Origin of the sequence: Amycolatopsis acididurans (assembly GCF_012328925.1) — a bacterium.
Lineage (GTDB): Bacteria > Actinomycetota > Actinomycetes > Mycobacteriales > Pseudonocardiaceae > Amycolatopsis_E > Amycolatopsis_E acididurans.
This window is the reverse complement of sequence record NZ_JAAXLS010000012.1, coordinates 25,059-43,184: the sequence shown is the minus strand read 5'-3', so window position 1 is coordinate 43,184 and position 18,126 is coordinate 25,059. Positions and strand designations below refer to the sequence as shown.

The following is an 18,126-nucleotide window of genomic DNA, read 5'->3' as shown; positions in this document are numbered from 1 at the left end:
GAGTGCAACGCATGCCTTTGGCGGCGTGATCGAAAGCCCCTTCAGTGGCGGACACGGGGCAATCCTTCTCAGGACCGGACGCTCGCGGCTGCTGCGCCCGGCAACCAATGGGTTGCAGTCTGGGTTGCAGTTGCTCGAGATAGCGGGCTTCTCTCTAGTCGCCGCATCATCAGTCCTTGCAGGTCAGGCGACCACCGGGAAAGGTCGAACGCCGCGAAGCGGAATTGGAAATCGTGTTGGGTGTAACAGCCCTCACGGGTTCGAATCCCGTATCCTCCGCCAGCGCAACGCCGGGTCGCCCGTCAACGGGTGCCCGGCGTTCTGCCGTTGCACCGGGCTCACTGCACGGGCCTGGCCGGGAACCGCACCCGGTGGCCGCTGATCTGCCCCATGTCGATGCTGCAGTGCCGCTCGTAAGAGTCGTCGGCCGTCTCCGCCCTTCGCGCTCGGCCGACGATGACAACGCACCATCCGGTGTGCGTGGCCGTGTTCACGTGATCGACTTCGAACGCCACCACGGCGCCGTCGAGGCGGTCCAGCCAGGGCCCCACCTGGCCGTGGATGACCACGTTCTCGTCGACGATCACGAACTCCGCGAGCCGGACGACGGGCAGCCCGCGCTCGGCGTAGACCAGGCGACCGACGTGCTTCGATCGCACGAGACGCACACATTCCTGCTCGGGCAGGTCGTAGGCCTTGGTCGGCATCGTGAGTTCCTTCGACATCAAGCCAGCGCGGATTCACAGCTAAGCCGGTCCGCGTTCCCGCCGGTAGAGGCGAATTGCCCGGGCGCCCGGGGCCGCCTCGGGGCCGTTCTGCGCGGCATACCCCTGGCGGGCGTCACCCATTTGCCCTAGTACACCGCGATGTCTCGCACTCAGGGTCTACCGATAGTTTTATCGGCGTCGCCGGGAAGGCGGCCGAAGACCTACCAACCCGAGGAGTACCCGCGCCAATGGCCGGAGTGGAAGAGATCCGCGCTGGGATCGCGATGGCGAACGAGAAGTGCAACGCCAGCGTCGCCGCCCTGCAGCAAGCCGCGCAAGCCCTCGAGGAAGCGCAGCAGATCCTCGGACAGGTCACGTCCGGCAGCACGCAGCCGGAGGTGACCCAGGCGCACGGCCTGCTCGCCGAGGCGGTCCAGGGCATCAACGGCCAGCAGAGCACGATCCAGGCCGCCGTCTCGTCGGCCGAGTCGTACGCTGCGCGCCTGTAGATGTACTCACTGTCAGAGCTGCATGCACAGCTCGGCGCCTTTCGTGCGAAACTGGCTGAGGCAACCGAACACACCAATCGTGCCGTGGAGCTGCTGGATGAGGCACGCGAAACCATTGTCACGGCCCACGAGGCGGCACAGTCGTGGCTACCGCCCGAGCTCGCGATCGCCACGGAACGCCTCCGCCAGGACACCGACCGGCTGCGCGCGGCCGACGACCTGGTGAGCGGGTATCAGGCACGGCTGTAATGAGATTCCCCAAGGCCAGTGAACAGCGCGGCCGCGTACTGACCGCGCTGGGCAACATGCGCCAGCAACTGTCCCTCGTCCTCGGCGCCGCCACCGCGTCCCGCGAATCGGCGGAGACGCACCTCGCGCGGCTCGAACTCGAACAGCGCGTGGTGCGGGTCGGCATCGCGGGCGCGGCGGGCGACGAGGACCTCGCGGACGCGCTGCGCCATCCCGCGATGGCGGCCGTGCGTGAGCAGTTGAACGCCGTGCACGCCGCGTTCTACCGCGAGGCCGGCACGGTGCCCGGCCAGCTGCGCGAACTCGTCGAGCGGGTCGCGCCCGGCGCGGCGAGCCGGCCGCCGAGCGACTGGCTCGGCCGCGTGGGCACCGGCACCCTGACCGTCCCGCCGCTGTGGCGCATCGGTTCGTCCACAATGGACGACAGCGGGCCGTTCCCGGTGGCGGTGCCGCTGCTGGACGAGTCCCACCTGGCCATCACGTCGGCGCCGAAGACCCGCGAGGCCATCGACTCCCTGATCGAGGGCCTGCTGCTGCGCGTGCTGAGCAGCATGGAACCCGGCGCCGTCCGCGTCCACCTGTGGGACGTCGGGCAGCTCACGGCCGTGCTGCCCAACATCTACCCGCTCAGCCGCACCAGCGCCGTCAGCATCTACGACCCGACCCGGCTGGAGGACCTGCTCGACGAACTGGCCGGCCACATCCGCCGCATTCACGCGCAAACCATGCAGGCGGGCCACCATTCACTGCGCGGCCTGCGCGAATCGATCGGCCAGCGCACCGAACCGTGGCGTATCGCGGTGTTGTACGGCAACAACGAGACCCTGCCGCCCGAGGAGCTGCGCGAGCTCAAGCGCATCGCCGGTGGGGCGCTGGCCGCCGGGATCTCGCTGATCATCGTCGACATGCCGACCGTGCTCGGCGGCGGCGTGGAGAACATCCGGCTGCTCGACGAACACCGGGCCGTGACCAGCATGATCGGCCCCGACCTCGTCGTGGACCTCGACCCGCCGCTCACGTCGGCGCAGGTCAGCGGCACGGCGAGCAAACTGGCGGAGGCGTTGATCGCCAAGCAGGGCGGCCCCCGCTCGTTCGCCGACCTGCTGCCCGCCGAACTCGGGCAGGAAAACTCGGCCCGCGAACTGCGTGCCCCGGTCGGGTTCCACGAGGGCGATCCGGTCGAGGTGGTCATCGGTGACGCGACGCCGCACGCGCTGATCGGCGGGCCGAGCGGATCCGGCAAGACGAACTTCCTCTACGCCCTGATCGGCAGCCTCGCCGCGCGCTACCCACCGGACGAGCTCGCGCTCTACCTGCTGGACTTCAAGGAAGGCGTGTCCTTCGCCGGGCTCGCGCCCGGTCGTCGCGACAACAGCTGGCTGCCACACGCGCGCCTGATCGGGATCAACGTCAACACCGACCGCGAGTTCGGCCTCGCGTTGCTGCGTTTCCTCGCCGACGAGCTGCGGCGGCGGTCGGCGGCGGCGAAGGAACACGAGGTCACCGACCTGGCCGCGCTGCGCCAGCAGGACCCGGACGGGCACTGGCCGCGGATCGTGGCGATCATCGACGAGTTCCAGTACCTGTTCTCCGGGCGCGACACCGTCACCAACCAGGCGACGGCGCTGCTGGAGGACATCGCGCGACGGGGCCGTGCGCAGGGCATTCACCTGATACTGGCCAGCCAGGACATCGCCGGCATCGACGCGTTCTGGGGCAAGCCGGCCGTGTTCGAGCAGTGCACGCTGCGGATCGCGATGCCCAAGGCCCGGCGCGTGCTGGCCGAGACGAACAACGCGGCGGTGGCCGCGCCGAAGTGGCACGCGGTGATCAACCACGATTCGGGTGTCGCGCACGGCAACCAGCTCGCGCACGTGCCCGACGCGAGCAGCAAGGACATCTTCTCCTCGTTGCAGCGCAAGCTGTTCGAGCTGTATGCCAACGACGACGAGCGCCCGCGCCTGTTCGACGGTGCGCATTCGCCGCTGTTGGAGCACAGTCCCGCGTTCGGCGGGCTCATGCCGGGCGGGACTCCCAAGGTGCTGCTCGGCCAGTCGATCGACGTCGACGACGCCGCCTGCGCGGTGGAGCTGTCGCGGTCACCGGGGCGGAACTTCGCCGTGATCGGCACCGCCTCCGCCGAAGCGTTGTCCATTATGGACGCGGCGGCCCGGTCGCTGGGCAGGCAGTACGCGCCGCACGCGGTGGAGTTCCTGGTGTCGTGCGAAGTCGACCGGTGTGCTCCCGCCGTCGACCATCTCGTCGACGGCCTGAAATCCGACGCGCATCTGGTGACCCGGCTGACCGCGGACGACCTCGGCCCGCGCATGCTCCAGCTGCTGGAGGAGCCGGCCGACCGGCCGCGCATTCTGCTGCTGTACGGCGTGGATGCGGCGCTGCCGACGCTGGAGGCGAAGAAGCCGGGTGAGCTCAAGAGCGGGCTGGATCATTTCCGCGCCCTGCTCAAGCAGGGGCCGACCAGGGGTGTGCACACGCTCGGCTGGTGGCGCAGCACGGCGCGGCTGAAGGACACGCTCGGTTTCGGCGGGCCGGACGACATCGGTGCCTGGGCCGCGCTCGACGTGCAGGGCAGCGAGCTGAGCACGTTCGCCGCGGGGCAGGTGGTGCACTGGTCGCCGCGGCCGGGACGCGCGTTGTTCTTCGACCGCAGCACGCACGTGTCACCGGAAGTGATGATTCCCTTCGACCGTCCGGAGTTCTAGATGGAAACCGCGGCCATGCGCTACAAGCAGATCGTCGGGCTGGCAGGCAAGGCCGCCGAGGAACTGCGCGCGTGGGAGCTGGGCCGGGTCAAGGAGCTGGACACCGAGATCGCGGCCGCACACGCCGCGGTCGCCGAAGCCCGCGAAAAGGAGCAGCGGACGGCGCAGGCGGTGCACCACTGGTGGCGCATGGCTGAGGACAACGTTTCGCGCTTGTCGTGGCTGGAACTCGCCGAAGGCCCCACCCCGGCGACCAACGCCCACGGCTCCTGGCTGGACCGGTACCTCAACGAGGTGAAGCCGCTCTACCAGGAGCTCGTGGACGCCGTGTTGTCGCTGGGCTGGCGCTCGCGCCGTTAGGCGACCGGCGCCAGCGCCGGGCTCAGCCCCAGCCTGCTCACCAGCTCGCGGGTCGCCTTGGCCCGGTTGAACGTGTAGAAGTGCAGGTTCGGCACGCCCTCGGCCAGCAGGCGTTCGCACAGTTCGGTGACCACGTTGAGGCCCTCGGCACGGAACGCGGCGGGGTCGTCGGCCAGGGGCTCGAGGCGGTCGAGCAGCCACGAAGGCGGCGTGGCGCCGGACAGCTCGATCGTCTTGCGCAAAGTCCGCGGTGTGGTCAGAGGCATGATGCCGGGGATGATCGGCGCATCGCTGCCCGCAGCGGCGGCACGGTCACGCAGGCGCAGGAAGTCCTCCGCCTCGAAGAACAGTTGCGCCACCGCGAAATCCGCCCCCGCACGCAGTTTCCGCACCAAGTACCGGGTGTCGGTGTCCAGATCCGCCGAACGGGGATGGCCGTACGGGAACGCGGCCACCCCGACGCAGAAGTCACCGAGTTCCCGCACCAGCCGCACCAGTTCCTCGGCGTAGTTCAGCCCGTCGGGGTGCGCGATCCACTCGCCCATCGGATCGCCCGGCGGGTCGCCGCGCAGGGCCAGGATGTTGCGCACCCCGACCGCCGCGAAGTGCCCGATGACCTGTCGCAGCTCGGCCACGGAATGCCCGACCGCGGTCAGGTGCGCCATGGGCACCAGTGTGGTGTCCGTGGCCACCCGCGCGATGCTGCGGATCGTGCCGTCGCGGTTGGAACCGCCGGCCCCGTACGTGATCGACATGTACGACGGGTCCAGCGGCTCCAACTGGCGGATCGAGCGCCACAGCACCGCCTCGTCGGGTTCGTCCCTGGGTGGGAAGAACTCGATCGAGAAGCCGGGTGCGGTCAACGCCTGGAGTCGTTCGGTGACGGTGCACATCAGTAGCGGTAGTGCTCCGACTTGTACGGCCCCTCGACGTCGACGTCGATGTACTCGGCCTGTTCCTTGGTCAGCTTGGTCAGCTCGCCACCCAGCGCCTGCAGGTGAATCCGAGCGACCTTCTCATCCAGCTTCTTGGGCAGCCGGTAGACCTCCAGGTCGTACTCCTCGCGCTTGGTGAACAGCTCGACCTGCGCGATGACCTGGTTGGAGAAGCTGTTCGACATCACAAACGACGGGTGCCCGGTGGCGTTGCCCAGATTCAGCAACCGCCCCTCGGACAGCACGATGATCGAGTGCCCGTCCGGGAACGTCCACTCATCCACCTGCGGCTTGATGTTCACGCGCCGCACACCCGGATACCGGGTGAGCCCGGCGATGTCGATCTCGTTGTCGAAGTGACCGATATTGCCCACGATCGTCTGATGCTTCATACGCGCCATGTGCTCGGCCATCACCACATCCTTGTTACCCGTCGTGGTGATCACGATGTCAGCCTCGGGCAGCGCCGACTCCAGCGACTTGACCTGGTAACCATCCATCGCCGCCTGCAACGCACAGATCGGATCGATCTCAGTGATGATCACCCGCGCGCCCTGACCGGACAACGACTCCGCCGCACCCTTACCGACATCACCGTAACCACAGACCACCGCGACCTTGCCGCCGATCAGCACATCCGTGCCACGATTGATGCCATCAATCAGCGAATGCCGGATACCGTAGCGATTGTCGAACTTCGACTTCGTCACCGAGTCGTTGACATTGATCGCCGGGAACAACAACGTGCCCGCCGCCGCCAACTGGTACAGCCGCAGCACACCCGTCGTGGTCTCCTCCGTGACCCCGCGGATGCCCTTGCCGATCCCGGTCCACTTGCGCGGGTCCGCGGCCAGCGACTCCCGCAGCAGGTTCAGAAACACCTTCCACTCATCCGGGTCGTTCTCATCCGCGGACGGCACCACACCGGCGGCCTCGAACTCGGTGCCCTTATGCACCAGCATCGTCGCGTCGCCACCGTCGTCAAGGATCATGTTCGGGCCCTCACCATCCCAGGTGAGCATCCGCTCCGTGCACCACCAGTACTCCTCCAGCGATTCACCCTTCCACGCGAACACCGGAACACCCCTCGGCTCCTCCGCCGTCCCATGCGGACCGACGACGACCGCGGCCGCCGCATGATCCTGCGTGGAGAAGATGTTGCAGGAAGCCCAGCGCACCTCCGCACCCAACGCCACCAGCGTCTCGATCAACACCGCCGTCTGCACCGTCATATGCAGCGAGCCCGACACCCGGGCACCGCGAAGCGGAAAGACCTCCGCGTACTCCCGGCGCAGCGCCATCAACCCCGGCATCTCATGCTCTGCCAGCCGGATCTCCTTGCGGCCGAACTCAGCCAGCTCCAGATCCGCCACCGCGAACTCCACACCGTTGCGCGTGTCGAGCCGCTTCTCCGCAGTGTCCACAGTAGACATGAATCTCCTCAGGTGTTGAAGTACTTGGCTTCGGGGTGGTGGACGACGATCGCGTCGGTGGACTGCTCGGGATGCAGCTGGGACTCCTCCGACAGCTTCACCCCGATCCGGTCGGGCTGCAGCAGGTCCACGATCTTGGCGCGATCCTCCAGATCGGGACAGGCGCCGTAGCCGAGGGAGAACCGGGCACCACGGTAACCGAGCTTGAAGAAATCCTCCACGTACGGCGAATCCTCACCGGCGATGCTCAGCTCCTGCCGCACCCGGCGGTGCCAGTACTCGGCAAGCGCCTCGGTCAACTGCACGCCGAGCCCGTGCACCTCCAGGTAGTCCCGGTAGGCGTCGCGGGCGAACAGGTCATTGGCGTACTCCGCGATCGGCTCACCCATCGTCACGATCTGCAGCGGCAGCACGTCCACATCGCCAGAGGACCGTGGCCGGAAATAGTCCGACAGGCACAGGAAACGGTCGCGCTGCTGCCGGGGGAAGGTGAATCGGCACACCTCGGCCGCGTCCGCTTCCGGCGAGGCGAGAACCACCAGGTCGTCGCCCTCGGAGACGGCCGGGAAGTAGCCGTACACCACGCCCGCGTGTTGCAGCACCCCCTCGGTGGCCAACTGATGCAGCCAGTACCGCAGCCGGGGCCTGCCCTCGGTCTCGACCAGTTCCTCGTAGCTCGGGCCCTGGCCGCCCTTCGCCCCGCGCAGTCCCCACTGGCCCAGGAACGTGGCGCGTTCGTCCAAATAGGCCGAGTAGTCCGCCACCGGGATGCCCTTCACGACCCGGCTGCCCCAGAACGGCGGCGTCGGCAGCGCAACGTCGGTCGCGACATCCGAGCGGTCGGGCACCTCGACGGGTTCCTCGCGTGCCTTGCGGGATTCGGCGATCCGCAGCGACCGCTCGCGACGGGCCTTGCGCTCCTCCCGTTTGGCCTCCGCCTCGGGGTCCGCGGCCGGGGCCTCACCACGGCGAACGGCCATCACGTCGTCCATCAAATGCAGGCCCTCGAAGGCATCCCGCGCGTAGTGCACGTCGCCGTGATACACCTCGGTCAGGTCGTTCTCGACGTAACCGCGGGTCAGCGCCGCGCCGCCGAGCAGGACCGGCCAGCGGCCGGCGACCCCGCGGGAGTTCATCTCCTCCAGGTTCTCCTTCATGATCACCGTGGACTTGACCAGCAGCCCCGACATCCCGATCGCGTCCGCGCGCTGTTCCTCCGCCGTCTCGAGAATCGCGGTGATCGGCTGCTTGATGCCGAGGTTGACCACCTCGTAGCCGTTGTTGGACAGGATGATGTCGACCAGGTTCTTGCCGATGTCGTGCACATCGCCCTTGACGGTGGCCAGCACGATCCGGCCCTTGTGCTGGCGACGTCCTTCACTCTGCTCTTCGATATGCGGTTCCAGATGCGCCACCGCGGCCTTCATCACCTCGGCCGACTGCAGGACGAACGGCAACTGCATCTGCCCCGACCCGAACAGCTCACCCACCGTCTTCATCCCCGACAACAACGTGTCGTTGACGATGTCCAACGGCGGCTTCTCGGTCATCGCCGCATCGAGGTCCTCTTCGAGGCCGTTGCGCTCCCCGTCGACGATCCGCTGTTCAAGACGTTCGAAGAGCGGCATCTTCGCCAGCTCCTCGGCCCGCGACGCCCGGTTCGACGCCGCGGTCTTGCCCTCGAACAGCTCCATCAGCTTCTGCAACGGGTCGTAGCCCTCGCGGCGCCGGTCGTAGACCAGGTCCAGCGCGACTTCCCGCTGCTCGTCGGGGATCTGCGCCATCGGCAGGATCTTCGACGCGTGCACGATCGCGGTGTCCAAACCGGCCTGCACGCATTCGTGCAGGAACACCGAGTTGAGCACCTGCCGTGCCGCCGGATTCAGCCCGAAGGACACATTGGACACACCGAGCGTGGTCTGCACGGCCGGGTAACGCCGCTTGAGCCCGCGAATCGCCTCGATCGTCTCGATCGCGTCGCGACGCACCTCCTCCTGACCGGTGGAGACGGGGAACGTGAGGGTGTCGACGATGATGTCCTCGACCCGCATACCCCAGTTGCTCGTCAGATCCTCGATCAACCGGGTCGCCACGCGCAGCTTCCACTCCGCGGTGCGGGCCTGGCCCTCCTCGTCGATGCACAACGCCACCACGGAAGCGCCGTGCTCGGCGACGAGTTCCATCACCCTGTGGTAGCGCGATTCGGGGCCGTCGCCGTCCTCGTAGTTCACCGAGTTGACCGCACAGCGGCCGCCGAGGTGTTCGAGACCGGCGCGGATCACCTCCGGATCGGTGGAGTCCAGCATGATCGGCAACGTGGAGGCCGTCGCGAGCCTCGACGCCAGCTCGTTCATGTCCGCCACGCCGTCGCGGCCCACGTAGTCCACGCACAGGTCGAGCACGTGCGCGCCGTCGCGGATCTGCGCCTTCGCGATCTCCACGCAGTCCTCGTACCGGTCCGCGATCATCGCCTCGCGGAACTTCTTCGACCCGTTGGCATTCGTGCGCTCACCGATGACCAGCACCGACGCGTCCTGCTCGAACGGCACCGGCTGGTAGATCGACGCGAGCCCCGGCTGCGGATCGGGTTCCCTCGGCGTGACGGGAAGATCACGCACCGCCTCGACCACCTGGCGAATGTGCTCACCAGTGGTACCGCAGCACCCGCCGACCAGCCGCGCGCCGTAGCGGGTCACGAACTCCGCGAGCGCCTCGGCCAGTTGCTCGGGCTGCAGCGGATACTCGGCGCCGTTCTTGCCGAGCTTGGGCAGGCCCGCGTTCGGCATCACCGACAGCGGAACCCTGGCGCGTTGCGACAACGTGCGCAGATGCTCGCTCATCTCGGCCGGACCGGTCGCGCAGTTCATTCCGATCAGGTCGATGCCCAGCGGTTCCAGCGCGGTCAGCGCCGCGCCGATCTCGCTGCCGAGCAGCATCGTGCCGGTGGTCTCGACGGTGACCTGCGCGATGATCGGCACCCGCCTGCCCTCGGCGGCCATCGCGCGTTTCGCCGCGAGCACGGCCGCCTTGGTCTGCAGCAGGTCCTGGCACGTTTCCACGAGCACCGCGTCGACCCCGCCGATGAGCAGGCCACGCGCGGTCTGCTCGTAAGCCGTGCGCAACTTCTCGAACGTCACGTGCCCGAGCGTCGGCAGCTTCGTGCCCGGCCCTATCGCGCCGAGCACGTACCGTTCGCCGTACTCGTCCGCCGTCTCACGCGCCAGGCGCGCGCCCGCCTCCGACAGTTCGAAGATCCGGTCCTCGATGTCGTATTCGGCCAGGTTCGCGAGGTTCGCGCCGAACGTGTTGGTCTCCACCGCGTCCGCGCCCGCGTCGAGGTACCCGCGGTGCACACCGCGCACGACGTCGGGACGCGTGACGTTCAGGATCTCGTTGCAACCCTCCAAACCCGCGAAATCGTCCAGCGACAACGGAAACGACTGCAGCATCGTCCCCATCGCGCCATCGGCCACCAGGACGCGCTCGGTCAGCGCATCGGCAAAGCTCATATCCGCAACCTGGACTCGATCTCCGCCGCCGCGTCATTGCCGTACGACTTGGCCACCCGGTTGGAGAACTCGGCACGGTCCAATGTGTACTCCTGTGTACCGACCGTTTCGAGCACGATCGCCGCGAGCGTGCACCCCACCTGCGCGGCCCGTTCCAGGTTCATCTTGGCGTGGATGCCCCACAGGAACCCGGAGCGGAAGGCATCGCCGACACCGGTCGGATCGGCGATGTCGTCGACCTTGAGCGCGGGCACGCGGATAGACTGGCCGTTGCCCTCGACCTGAACGCCGTCCGGGCCGTGGGTCATCACCCAGTAGCCGACCTTCTCGCGCACCTCCTCGGCCGACCAGCCGGTCGCCTGCAGCAGCAGCGACGTCTCGTACTCGTTGGTGAACAAGTACTTCGCGCCGTCGATCAGCTTGCGGATCTCCGGTCCTTCCATCCGCGCCAGCTGCTGCGAGGGATCCGCGGCGAAGGCGAAACCCCGCTGCCTGCATTCCTCGGTGTGCCGCACCATCGCGACCGGGTCGTTCGGCGCGACCACGACGAGGTCGAGACCGCCGGTGCGGTCGGCGACCGCCTGCAGCTCGATCTCCCGCGCCTCCTCCATCGCACCCGCGTAGAACGAGGCGATCTGGTTCTGGTCCTGGTCGGTCGTGCACAGAAACCTCGACGTGTGCCGGTTTTGCGAGATGTGCACCGACTTCGTGTCCACGCCGTGCCGTTCCAGCCACGACCGGTAGTCGTCGAAGTCGGAGCCGACGGCGCCGACCAGGATCGGCGTCATCCCAAGGCAACCGAGCCCGAAGGCGATGTTGGCGGCGACCCCGCCGCGCCGCACCTCCAGCTCGTCGACCAGGAACGACAAGGAGATCTTGTCGAGCTGGTCGGCGACGAGCTGCTCGGCGAACTTGCCGGGGAACACCATCAGATGGTCGGTGGCGATCGATCCCGTCACCGCGATTCGCATGTGAACTCCCTAAGCCTTGGCGGCGTCTTTCAGCGCGGCGGCACGGTCGGTGCGCTCCCACGGCAGGTCGAGGTCCGCACGGCCGAAGTGGCCGTAGGACGCCGTCTGCGCGTAGATCGGGCGCAACAGGTCGAGATCGCGGATGATCGCGGCCGGCCGCAGGTCGAACACCTCGTCGATGGCGGCCTGGATCTTCTCCGGCGCGACGTGCTCGGTGCCGAAGGTCTCCACGAACAGCCCGACCGGGGCGGCCTTGCCGATCGCGTACGCCACCTGGATCTCCGCGCGCTCGGCGAGCCCGGCGGCGACCACGTTCTTGGCCACCCACCGCATCGCGTACGCGGCCGAACGGTCCACCTTGGACGGATCCTTGCCGGAGAACGCGCCACCACCGTGCCGCGCCATCCCGCCGTAGGTGTCCACGATGATCTTCCGGCCGGTCAGCCCCGCGTCGCCCATCGGACCGCCGACGACGAAACGGCCGGTCGGGTTGATCAGGATCTTCGGCTCGGCCGCGTCCAGGCCGAGCAGCTCGATCTCCGGCTTGATGACCTGGTCGGTGAGGTCGACGGCGAGCATCGTGTCCAGGTCGATGCCCTCGGCGTGCTGGCTGGAGATGACCACCGTGTCGAGCCGCACCGGCTTGTCACCGGCGTACTCGATGGTGACCTGCGTCTTGCCGTCCGGCCGCAGGTAGGGCACGGTGCCGCTCTTGCGCACCTCGGTCAGGCGGCGGGACAGCCGGTGCGCCAGCGCGATCGGCAGCGGCATCAGCTCCGGCGTGTCGCTGCACGCGTAACCGAACATCAGCCCCTGGTCGCCGGCGCCCTGCTTGTCGATCTCGTCGAGCGCGTTTTCCAGGCGGGACTCGTAGGCGGTGTCCACGCCCTGTGCGATGTCGGGCGACTGTGACCCGATCGCGACGTTGACACCGCAGGAGGTGCCGTCGAAACCCTTGGCGGAGGAGTCGTAGCCGATGTCGAGGATCTTCTCCCGCACCAACATCGGCACGTCCACATAGGCGTCCGTCGTGACCTCACCGGCGACGTGCACCTGGCCGGTGGTGATCAGCGATTCCACCGCGACGCGGCTGCGCGGATCGGCCGCGAGCATCGCGTCGAGGATCGTGTCGCTGATGGCGTCGCACATTTTGTCCGGATGGCCCTCGGTCACCGATTCGCTGGTGAACAAGCGTCGATTCGCAGTCACTGTTGCGTCTCCTTAGGAACGGGCGTGGAAGATGCCCCACGCGAGGTTGCCGGACCGACCGCCATCCACCCAGTGCTTCAAGCCGATCTTCATGTTCCGCAGGTAGTCGGCACTGATGGTCTGGGCGATCTCGGGCTCACGCCGTTCGGTTTCCTCGAGCACACGCCCATAATGCGTCGTGAGGTGTTCGGTGTGATCTTCGAACGTGACGCCCTTCATACCCAGCCTGCTCAACTCCCGCTGATAGAACTCCGGGGATCCCATGGATTCCAGATGCAGTCGTTCAAGGATCGGGCGCAGCGCGGACTTGTTACAGGTGTCCGAGCACATGGGATCGGTGAAGATGAACTCGCCGCGCGGTTTGAGCACGCGGGTCACCTCGCCGAGCACCTGCGCCCGGTCCCCGCTGTGCAGCATCGCGTCCTGTGACCACACGATGTCGAAAACGTTGTCCTCGAACGGGAGATCCTCGAACGAGCCGTCGACCACGTCGATCAGTTCGCCGAGCCCGGCCTCGGCGTTGTACTGCCGGTTCCGTTCGTTCTCGACCTCGCTGAGGTTGAGGCACGTGACTTTGCAACCGTAGGTCCTGGCCAGAAAACGAGCGGCGCCACCGTAACCCGAGCCGATGTCGAGGACGTGCTTGTCCTTGGTGATGCCGAGTTTGTCCGCCATGCGCTGCACGGTGCGGCGGCTGGCTGGCGCGATCTCCTCGCCGGGGTTGTCGTAGAGGCCGACGTGGATGTCCTCGCCGCCCCAGATCGAGTAGTAGAAGTCGTCGGCGTCCGAGGAGTTGTAGTAGTCGCGTGCCGTGTTGACCGCGGTCGAGTACTGCGTGCTTTTCACGTAACTCTTCTCCGCGACGTGGACGAGGAAGTCGGGCTCGTCCTCGGCGAACGAGTCCTGGAAGTCGCCGTAGGTCTCCACCTGCTGGAAACCGACTTCGCGCAGCAACCGCCGCACGTAGTCCTTGCGCAACGGGTACATGTTCAGGTGGTACTGGGAATCGTCCGGGAAACGGTAGCGGAATCGGGCGAGTCCCTCGTCCACGTATTCCGGTTCCGCGGAAACCTCTTCACCGCAGTAGTAGTACGTGTGCTTACTGGAGAAACCGCTGTCCAGAATCGCGTCGTAGTTGCGCTGATCGAGGATCAGAATTCCGTCGTGCTTGAGCACCGCGTAGAACTCGGCGAGCGCCTTTCGCCGGTCGCGTTCGGAGAACAGGTGGGTGAACGAGTTCCCGAGGCAGATCACCGCGTCGAACTCGCCGTGCACGTCACGGTTGAGCCAGCGCCAGTCGGCGTGCACCACGCGCAGCACGTGCCCGCCGTAGTTCATGCCGTTCTCGAAGGCCTTGGCCAGCATCTCCGGACTGCCGTCCGCGCTGGTCGTGTCGAAGCCCTCCTCGATGAGCCGTACCGAATGGAAACCGGTGCCGGTCGCGACGTCGAGTACCGACTTCACGCCGCGCGATTTGAGCAGATCGACGAAGAACCGGCCCTCGCTTTCGTAGCGCTTCTTCCAGTCGATCAGCTCGTCCCATTTTTCGACGAAGCCCTTGACGTATTCGTCCGTATAGTGATCGGTGTCACGAACCTGGAGCGGGTCGGTGCCGAACGCCTGCTCCGGATGCGCCGTGACCTCGCTGCCGATTCTCGCTTCCGGGCGGGCTTGCATCGAATCTGTCATTCGGGTTTCCCTTCACGTTCGGCTAGTGGCCACGGTTCGGAAAGCCGGAAATCGCAAGAAAGCGAACAAGTGCCAAGCCAGGCGTCGATAAAAAACGCAGCTCAAAATCGGGCCACCGGCCCGATGTCACACCCCGACTCGGCAGCCTCGCGTAATCGGCGCTGATCGTCGCGAAGCTGCCTGCACTCCAACCTATTGAGTCGGTGCGCAACCGATCAATGGGTCGATGGCGTGAACCGGGCTTTCACCCGTTGTATAGATATGCAGCGGTTGGCACGGCGTGCCGTGGGCCGCCCCCGGGGTGCCATACGTAGTGGTAGTCCCGCTGCGACAGTGCCCCTTCCGCGCCCCCCGAGCTAGGTTTTGTGCAACATGCAGAAACCACCCGTTTAGCCTAATATGTGCCACTGAGGGTTTGCCCTGGGTGGCAATCGCGATCTTCCTTTAGCCCGCTCGTCTGACATCGGGGCGAGAAGTGAGTTCGCTGTGTTTTCACCTCTCGTGCGCCGGCAGGAGCCACCGTTCGGGCTCGAGCGTGTCGGCCGACGGTCTCCGGCGCTGTGGCACGTAGGCGCGAGCCCACCCTGAATCGATGCGGATCATGGCGGGCACCGCCGGGGGAGCCCCGCGGTGCACCTGGTCAGCACACGCCCGTACCCAGCTCATGTCCGTCCGACGTGGACGGATTGTCACGGGTTCCTCCCGCATCGGAACCGAAGTCCGCGACCTGCCGTCGTAGCGGGCAGACGGGAGGGATGTCGATGGAGAAGGAGCCCGAGTCGCCGCCGCCGCTGGCCCGGCGCCGGCAGCACGAGCAGCGGATCACTGTCGCGCAGGACGACTGGGGACTGGTCGAGGTGGGCGTGACGCGTGGCGGGGAGCTCGTGGAGGTGGCGATCAACACCGCGCTCGTGGACCACGTCAGACCTGTCGATCTCGCCGAAGCGATGCTGCAGGCCGCCCGCGCCGCCCAACACCGCGCATCCGACCTACACGGCGGCTGATGCCGCATCGATATACACAAGACCGCAGCCCCACCAATCCACAAAGGACATGCGGCCACCGGAAGCAATGGGCCGAAGGCCCGAGCGGAGGGCCCAGGGGGCGGAGCCCCCGGTTGGGGGTCCGGGGGCGAAGCCCGCCGGGCGGGGCCTGGGGGTTGCACCCCCAGAAAACACGGCGAGACGAGGCGGCCCGCGCTTTCCGCGGGCACACCTCGCCTCTCGTCGAGCGGTAGCGGTGGGATTTGAACCCACGGACGGGATCAACCGTCACACGATTTCGAGTCGTGCTCCTTCGGCCGCTCGGACACGCTACCGCCGACTAGGGTACTGCACGCACGATCGGCCGCTCACCTGGGGCGGTTACCGAAGCGGCGGCGTGCGTCGCGGGCGGCTGTCGCCGCCCAGTCGCGGATCTCGTTGGTCGTCTCGCGCACCGAGCCGGTGGTCCGGTCACGGCGGCCTTCCGCGGCGAGGCGCCGGTTGCCGGTGCGCTCACCCACCATCTGCTTCGCCGCGCCGACGAGCCGGCGCGACCTGCTCTTCGCCCTCTCCATAACACTCATGGGCACCGGCTACCCGATTTGCCCTGCCTCACACGTCCCGGTGAAGCTCGAAAAACGCTTCCAGCACCTCGGCGCATTCGGCCTCCAGCACGCCGCCGCGCACTTCGGGCCGGCGGTTCAGGCGCCGGTCGCGGACGACGTCCCACAGCGAGCCGACCGCCCCGGTGCGGGGCTCCCACGCGCCGAACACCACCCGGGCGACCCGCGCGAGCACCAGGGCGCCGGCGCACATCGTGCAGGGCTCGACGGTCACCGCCAGGGTGCAGCCCTCCAGGCGCCAGCCGTCGCCGTGCCGCTTCGCCGCTGCCCGCAGCGCCAGGATCTCCGCGTGGGCCGTCGGGTCGCCGAGTTCCTCGCGGGCGTTGTGGGCGGTCGCCAGCAGCGCGCCGTCCTGATCGAAGACCGCGGCACCGATCGGCACGTCCGGTCCGGCTTCGCGGGCGGCGGCGAGTGCGGCGCGCACGAGTGCCGCGTCGTCCATCAGATCTCGTCGAGCAGCGCCGTGTACTGGTCCCCGAAACCGCATCGCTGCGCGATCATCTGCAGCTGCTCGTCCGGGTAGAGGTCGACCTCGCTGGCGATGACCTCGAGTTCCGGCGCGGGCAGGCCGACGTCGGAGAGGATGTCGAGGTCGCCTTCCGGCCAGATCGACTCGTCCTCCTCGTCCGGCGGATCGACTCGCAGCAGGTCCAGCACGTCCGCGGCGATGTCGTAGTCCAGCGCCGCCGCCGCGTCCGACAGCAGCAGCGACGGGCCGCGCGGGCTCGGCCGGACGATCACGAAGAACTCGTCGTCCACCGCCAGCAGCCCGAACACGGCCCCGGTGGACCGCATCTTGGCCAGCGCGGTGATCGCGGTGTCCAAACTGTTCAGTGCGTCGCCGTCCAGGGCGCTACAACGCCACCGGCCGTCCTCCCGGACCACGGCCACAGCGAACCCCGCAACGGGCTCCTTCACCGCCATGCGCACACCGTATACCTGACCGCGACGGCGATGGGTCACCATCTTCCAATGAGCGGACCTACAGAGCTGCCGTCCCTGCCCGACGCGCGCTTCGCCGGGCTGCTGGCCGAAGCCCGCGCGCTCCAGCCGAAGACCGTCGAGCTGCGGCGCGAGATCCACCGGTACCCAGAACAGGGGTTGCAGTTGCCCCGAACGCAGGAAGCCCTCCGGCGCGCGCTGGCCGATCTGCCGCTGGAGCTCAAGCTCGGCAAGTCCACCACTTCGATCACCGCGACCCTGCGTGGCGCGAATGACGGCCCCACCGTGCTGCTGCGCGGCGACATGGACGCGCTTCCGCTGCGGGAGGAGACCGGGCTGGAGTTCGCGTCCCAGGTCGAAGGGACGATGCACGCCTGCGGGCACGACGCGCACGTCGCGATGCTCGCCTCGGCGGCCCGGCTGCTCGCCGCGCACGCCGACGAACTCGCCGGGTCGGTCCGGTTCATGTTCCAGCCCGGCGAGGAGGGCCACGACGGCGCGCGGTACATGATTCACGAGGGCGTGCTCGACGGTGTCGAACGCGCGTTCGGGCTGCACGTCCACGGCAACATGCCGGCGGGGCAACTGAGCACCCGGCCGGGACCGCTGATGGGCTCGGCGGACACGTTCTCGGTGCACGTGGTCGGCAAGGGCGGGCACGGCTCGGCCCCGCACACGGCGCTCGATCCGGTGCCCGCGGCGGCGGCGATGGTCGGGGCGTTGCAGACGATGATCACGCGACGCGTCAGCGTGTTCGATCCGGCCGTGTTGTCCGTGACCAGGATCGAGGCGGGCACGACCACCAACATCATTCCGGAGACGGCGGTACTGGAAGGCACGTTCCGCACACTGTCCGAACACACCCGTGCGCAGGTGCGCGAGGAACTGCCCAAAGTGTGCGAAGCAATCGGCACGGCGCACGGTTGCCGGGTCTACGCCGACATCGAGCCGGGTTATCCGGTGACGGTCAACGATCCTGTTGAGACAGCGCGTGTGCTCACGCTCGGCCGCGACGTACTCGGTGCGTCACAGGTGGTCCCGATGCGGGACCCGATGATGGGCGCGGAAGATTTTTCCTATGTGCTGCAACGGGTTCCTGGCTGTTTCGCGTTCCTGGGCGCCTGCCCGCCCGAGCTCGACCCCGACGAGGCGCCGTCCAATCACTCCAACCGCATCCGCCATGAGGAAAGCGCTTTCTCCGCAGGTGTCGCCATGTACGCGGCCTTTGCGATGGACGCGTTGCGCACACCGCGGACGACACTGGCAGGATGACGCCCCGTGCGA

Annotated in this window: 16 protein-coding genes and 1 tRNA gene; 6 read left to right on the top strand and 11 right to left on the bottom strand. The window is 67.6% G+C overall.

Translation table 11 applies throughout. From position 1 onward, the window contains the following. Window positions 1-338: 338 nt before the first annotated feature. Complete coding sequence (locus HFP15_RS18985; protein ID WP_168517456.1) at window positions 339-707, bottom strand: pyridoxamine 5'-phosphate oxidase family protein; 369 nt, start codon at window positions 705-707, stop codon at window positions 339-341. 248 nt (window positions 708-955) lie between these two features. Between HFP15_RS18985 and HFP15_RS18980 the strand changes: the two genes are divergently transcribed. The 4 genes from HFP15_RS18980 to HFP15_RS18965 all read left to right on the top strand — a co-directional run bounded on the left by HFP15_RS18980 (window position 956) and on the right by HFP15_RS18965 (window position 4,548). After that, the gene (locus HFP15_RS18980) at window positions 956-1,216 is read left to right on the top strand and encodes a hypothetical protein (protein WP_168517454.1); all 261 of its coding nucleotides are present in this window, start codon (window positions 956-958) and stop codon (window positions 1,214-1,216) included. A gap of 84 nt (window positions 1,217-1,300) precedes the next feature. Continuing rightward, window positions 1,301-1,465, top strand: coding sequence for a hypothetical protein (locus tag HFP15_RS18975; protein ID WP_246271847.1), 165 nt, complete (start codon window positions 1,301-1,303; stop codon window positions 1,463-1,465). Beyond that, window positions 1,465-4,188, top strand: coding sequence for an FtsK/SpoIIIE domain-containing protein (locus HFP15_RS18970; RefSeq protein ID WP_168517450.1), 2,724 nt, complete (start codon window positions 1,465-1,467; stop codon window positions 4,186-4,188). Before HFP15_RS18975 ends, HFP15_RS18970 begins: the two co-directional genes overlap by 1 nt. Continuing rightward, complete coding sequence (locus HFP15_RS18965; protein ID WP_168517448.1) at window positions 4,189-4,548, top strand: hypothetical protein; 360 nt, start codon at window positions 4,189-4,191, stop codon at window positions 4,546-4,548. Here the strand turns inward: HFP15_RS18965 and metF are convergent. Genes metF through HFP15_RS18935 form a run of 6 tightly spaced genes read right to left on the bottom strand, consistent with a single transcriptional unit; the run spans window position 4,545 to window position 14,294 of the window. Continuing rightward, a complete protein-coding gene (gene metF, locus HFP15_RS18960; RefSeq protein WP_168517446.1) occupies window positions 4,545-5,441 on the bottom strand; it encodes a methylenetetrahydrofolate reductase [NAD(P)H] in 897 nt (298 codons plus the stop codon). The two genes, HFP15_RS18965 and metF, sit on opposite strands and share 4 nt — an antisense overlap. Beyond that, on the bottom strand, window positions 5,441-6,916 hold the full coding sequence (gene ahcY / locus HFP15_RS18955; RefSeq protein WP_168517444.1) for an adenosylhomocysteinase: 1,476 nt from the start codon (window positions 6,914-6,916) through the stop codon (window positions 5,441-5,443). Before ahcY ends, metF begins: the two co-directional genes overlap by 1 nt. A gap of 8 nt (window positions 6,917-6,924) precedes the next feature. Further along, window positions 6,925-10,425, bottom strand: coding sequence for a methionine synthase (metH, locus tag HFP15_RS18950; protein ID WP_168517442.1), 3,501 nt, complete (start codon window positions 10,423-10,425; stop codon window positions 6,925-6,927). Then, window positions 10,422-11,396, bottom strand: coding sequence for a carbohydrate kinase family protein (locus HFP15_RS18945; protein ID WP_168517440.1), 975 nt, complete (start codon window positions 11,394-11,396; stop codon window positions 10,422-10,424). The genes metH and HFP15_RS18945 overlap by 4 nt, the downstream gene beginning before the upstream one ends. A 9-nt stretch (window positions 11,397-11,405) precedes the next feature. Continuing rightward, on the bottom strand, window positions 11,406-12,605 hold the full coding sequence (metK, locus tag HFP15_RS18940) for a methionine adenosyltransferase (RefSeq protein WP_168517438.1): 1,200 nt from the start codon (window positions 12,603-12,605) through the stop codon (window positions 11,406-11,408). A 12-nt stretch (window positions 12,606-12,617) separates the two neighbouring features. Then, window positions 12,618-14,294, bottom strand: a complete 1,677-nt coding sequence (locus tag HFP15_RS18935) for a glycine/sarcosine N-methyltransferase (protein ID WP_168517436.1) — start codon at window positions 14,292-14,294, stop codon at window positions 12,618-12,620. Between the two features lie 761 nt (window positions 14,295-15,055). Here HFP15_RS18935 and HFP15_RS18930 point away from each other — a divergent pair. Continuing rightward, window positions 15,056-15,298: a hypothetical protein gene (locus HFP15_RS18930; protein WP_246271846.1), complete on the top strand. Its 243-nt coding sequence runs from the start codon at window positions 15,056-15,058 to the stop codon at window positions 15,296-15,298. Between the two features lie 227 nt (window positions 15,299-15,525). On the opposite strand, the gene HFP15_RS18925 is transcribed toward HFP15_RS18930, so the two are convergent. The 4 genes from HFP15_RS18925 to HFP15_RS18910 form a co-directional block, all read right to left on the bottom strand. Beyond that, window positions 15,526-15,612, bottom strand: a tRNA-Ser gene (locus HFP15_RS18925). A gap of 33 nt (window positions 15,613-15,645) precedes the next feature. Then, window positions 15,646-15,861 carry a CsbD family protein gene (locus tag HFP15_RS18920; RefSeq protein WP_168517431.1) on the bottom strand — a complete coding sequence of 72 codons (216 nt, stop codon included), beginning with the start codon at window positions 15,859-15,861 and terminating at the stop codon, window positions 15,646-15,648. Window positions 15,862-15,889: 28 nt separating this feature from the next. Further along, window positions 15,890-16,342 (bottom strand): nucleoside deaminase, encoded by a 453-nt coding sequence (locus HFP15_RS18915; protein ID WP_168517429.1) that lies wholly within the window; start codon window positions 16,340-16,342, stop codon window positions 15,890-15,892. Further along, window positions 16,342-16,824 carry a tRNA adenosine deaminase-associated protein gene (locus HFP15_RS18910; protein WP_168517427.1) on the bottom strand — a complete coding sequence of 161 codons (483 nt, stop codon included), beginning with the start codon at window positions 16,822-16,824 and terminating at the stop codon, window positions 16,342-16,344. Before HFP15_RS18910 ends, HFP15_RS18915 begins: the two co-directional genes overlap by 1 nt. Window positions 16,825-16,872: 48 nt before the next feature. Between HFP15_RS18910 and HFP15_RS18905 the strand changes: the two genes are divergently transcribed. Next, complete coding sequence (locus HFP15_RS18905; protein WP_168517425.1) at window positions 16,873-18,114, top strand: M20 metallopeptidase family protein; 1,242 nt, start codon at window positions 16,873-16,875, stop codon at window positions 18,112-18,114. The last annotated feature ends 12 nt before the right edge of the window (window positions 18,115-18,126 follow it).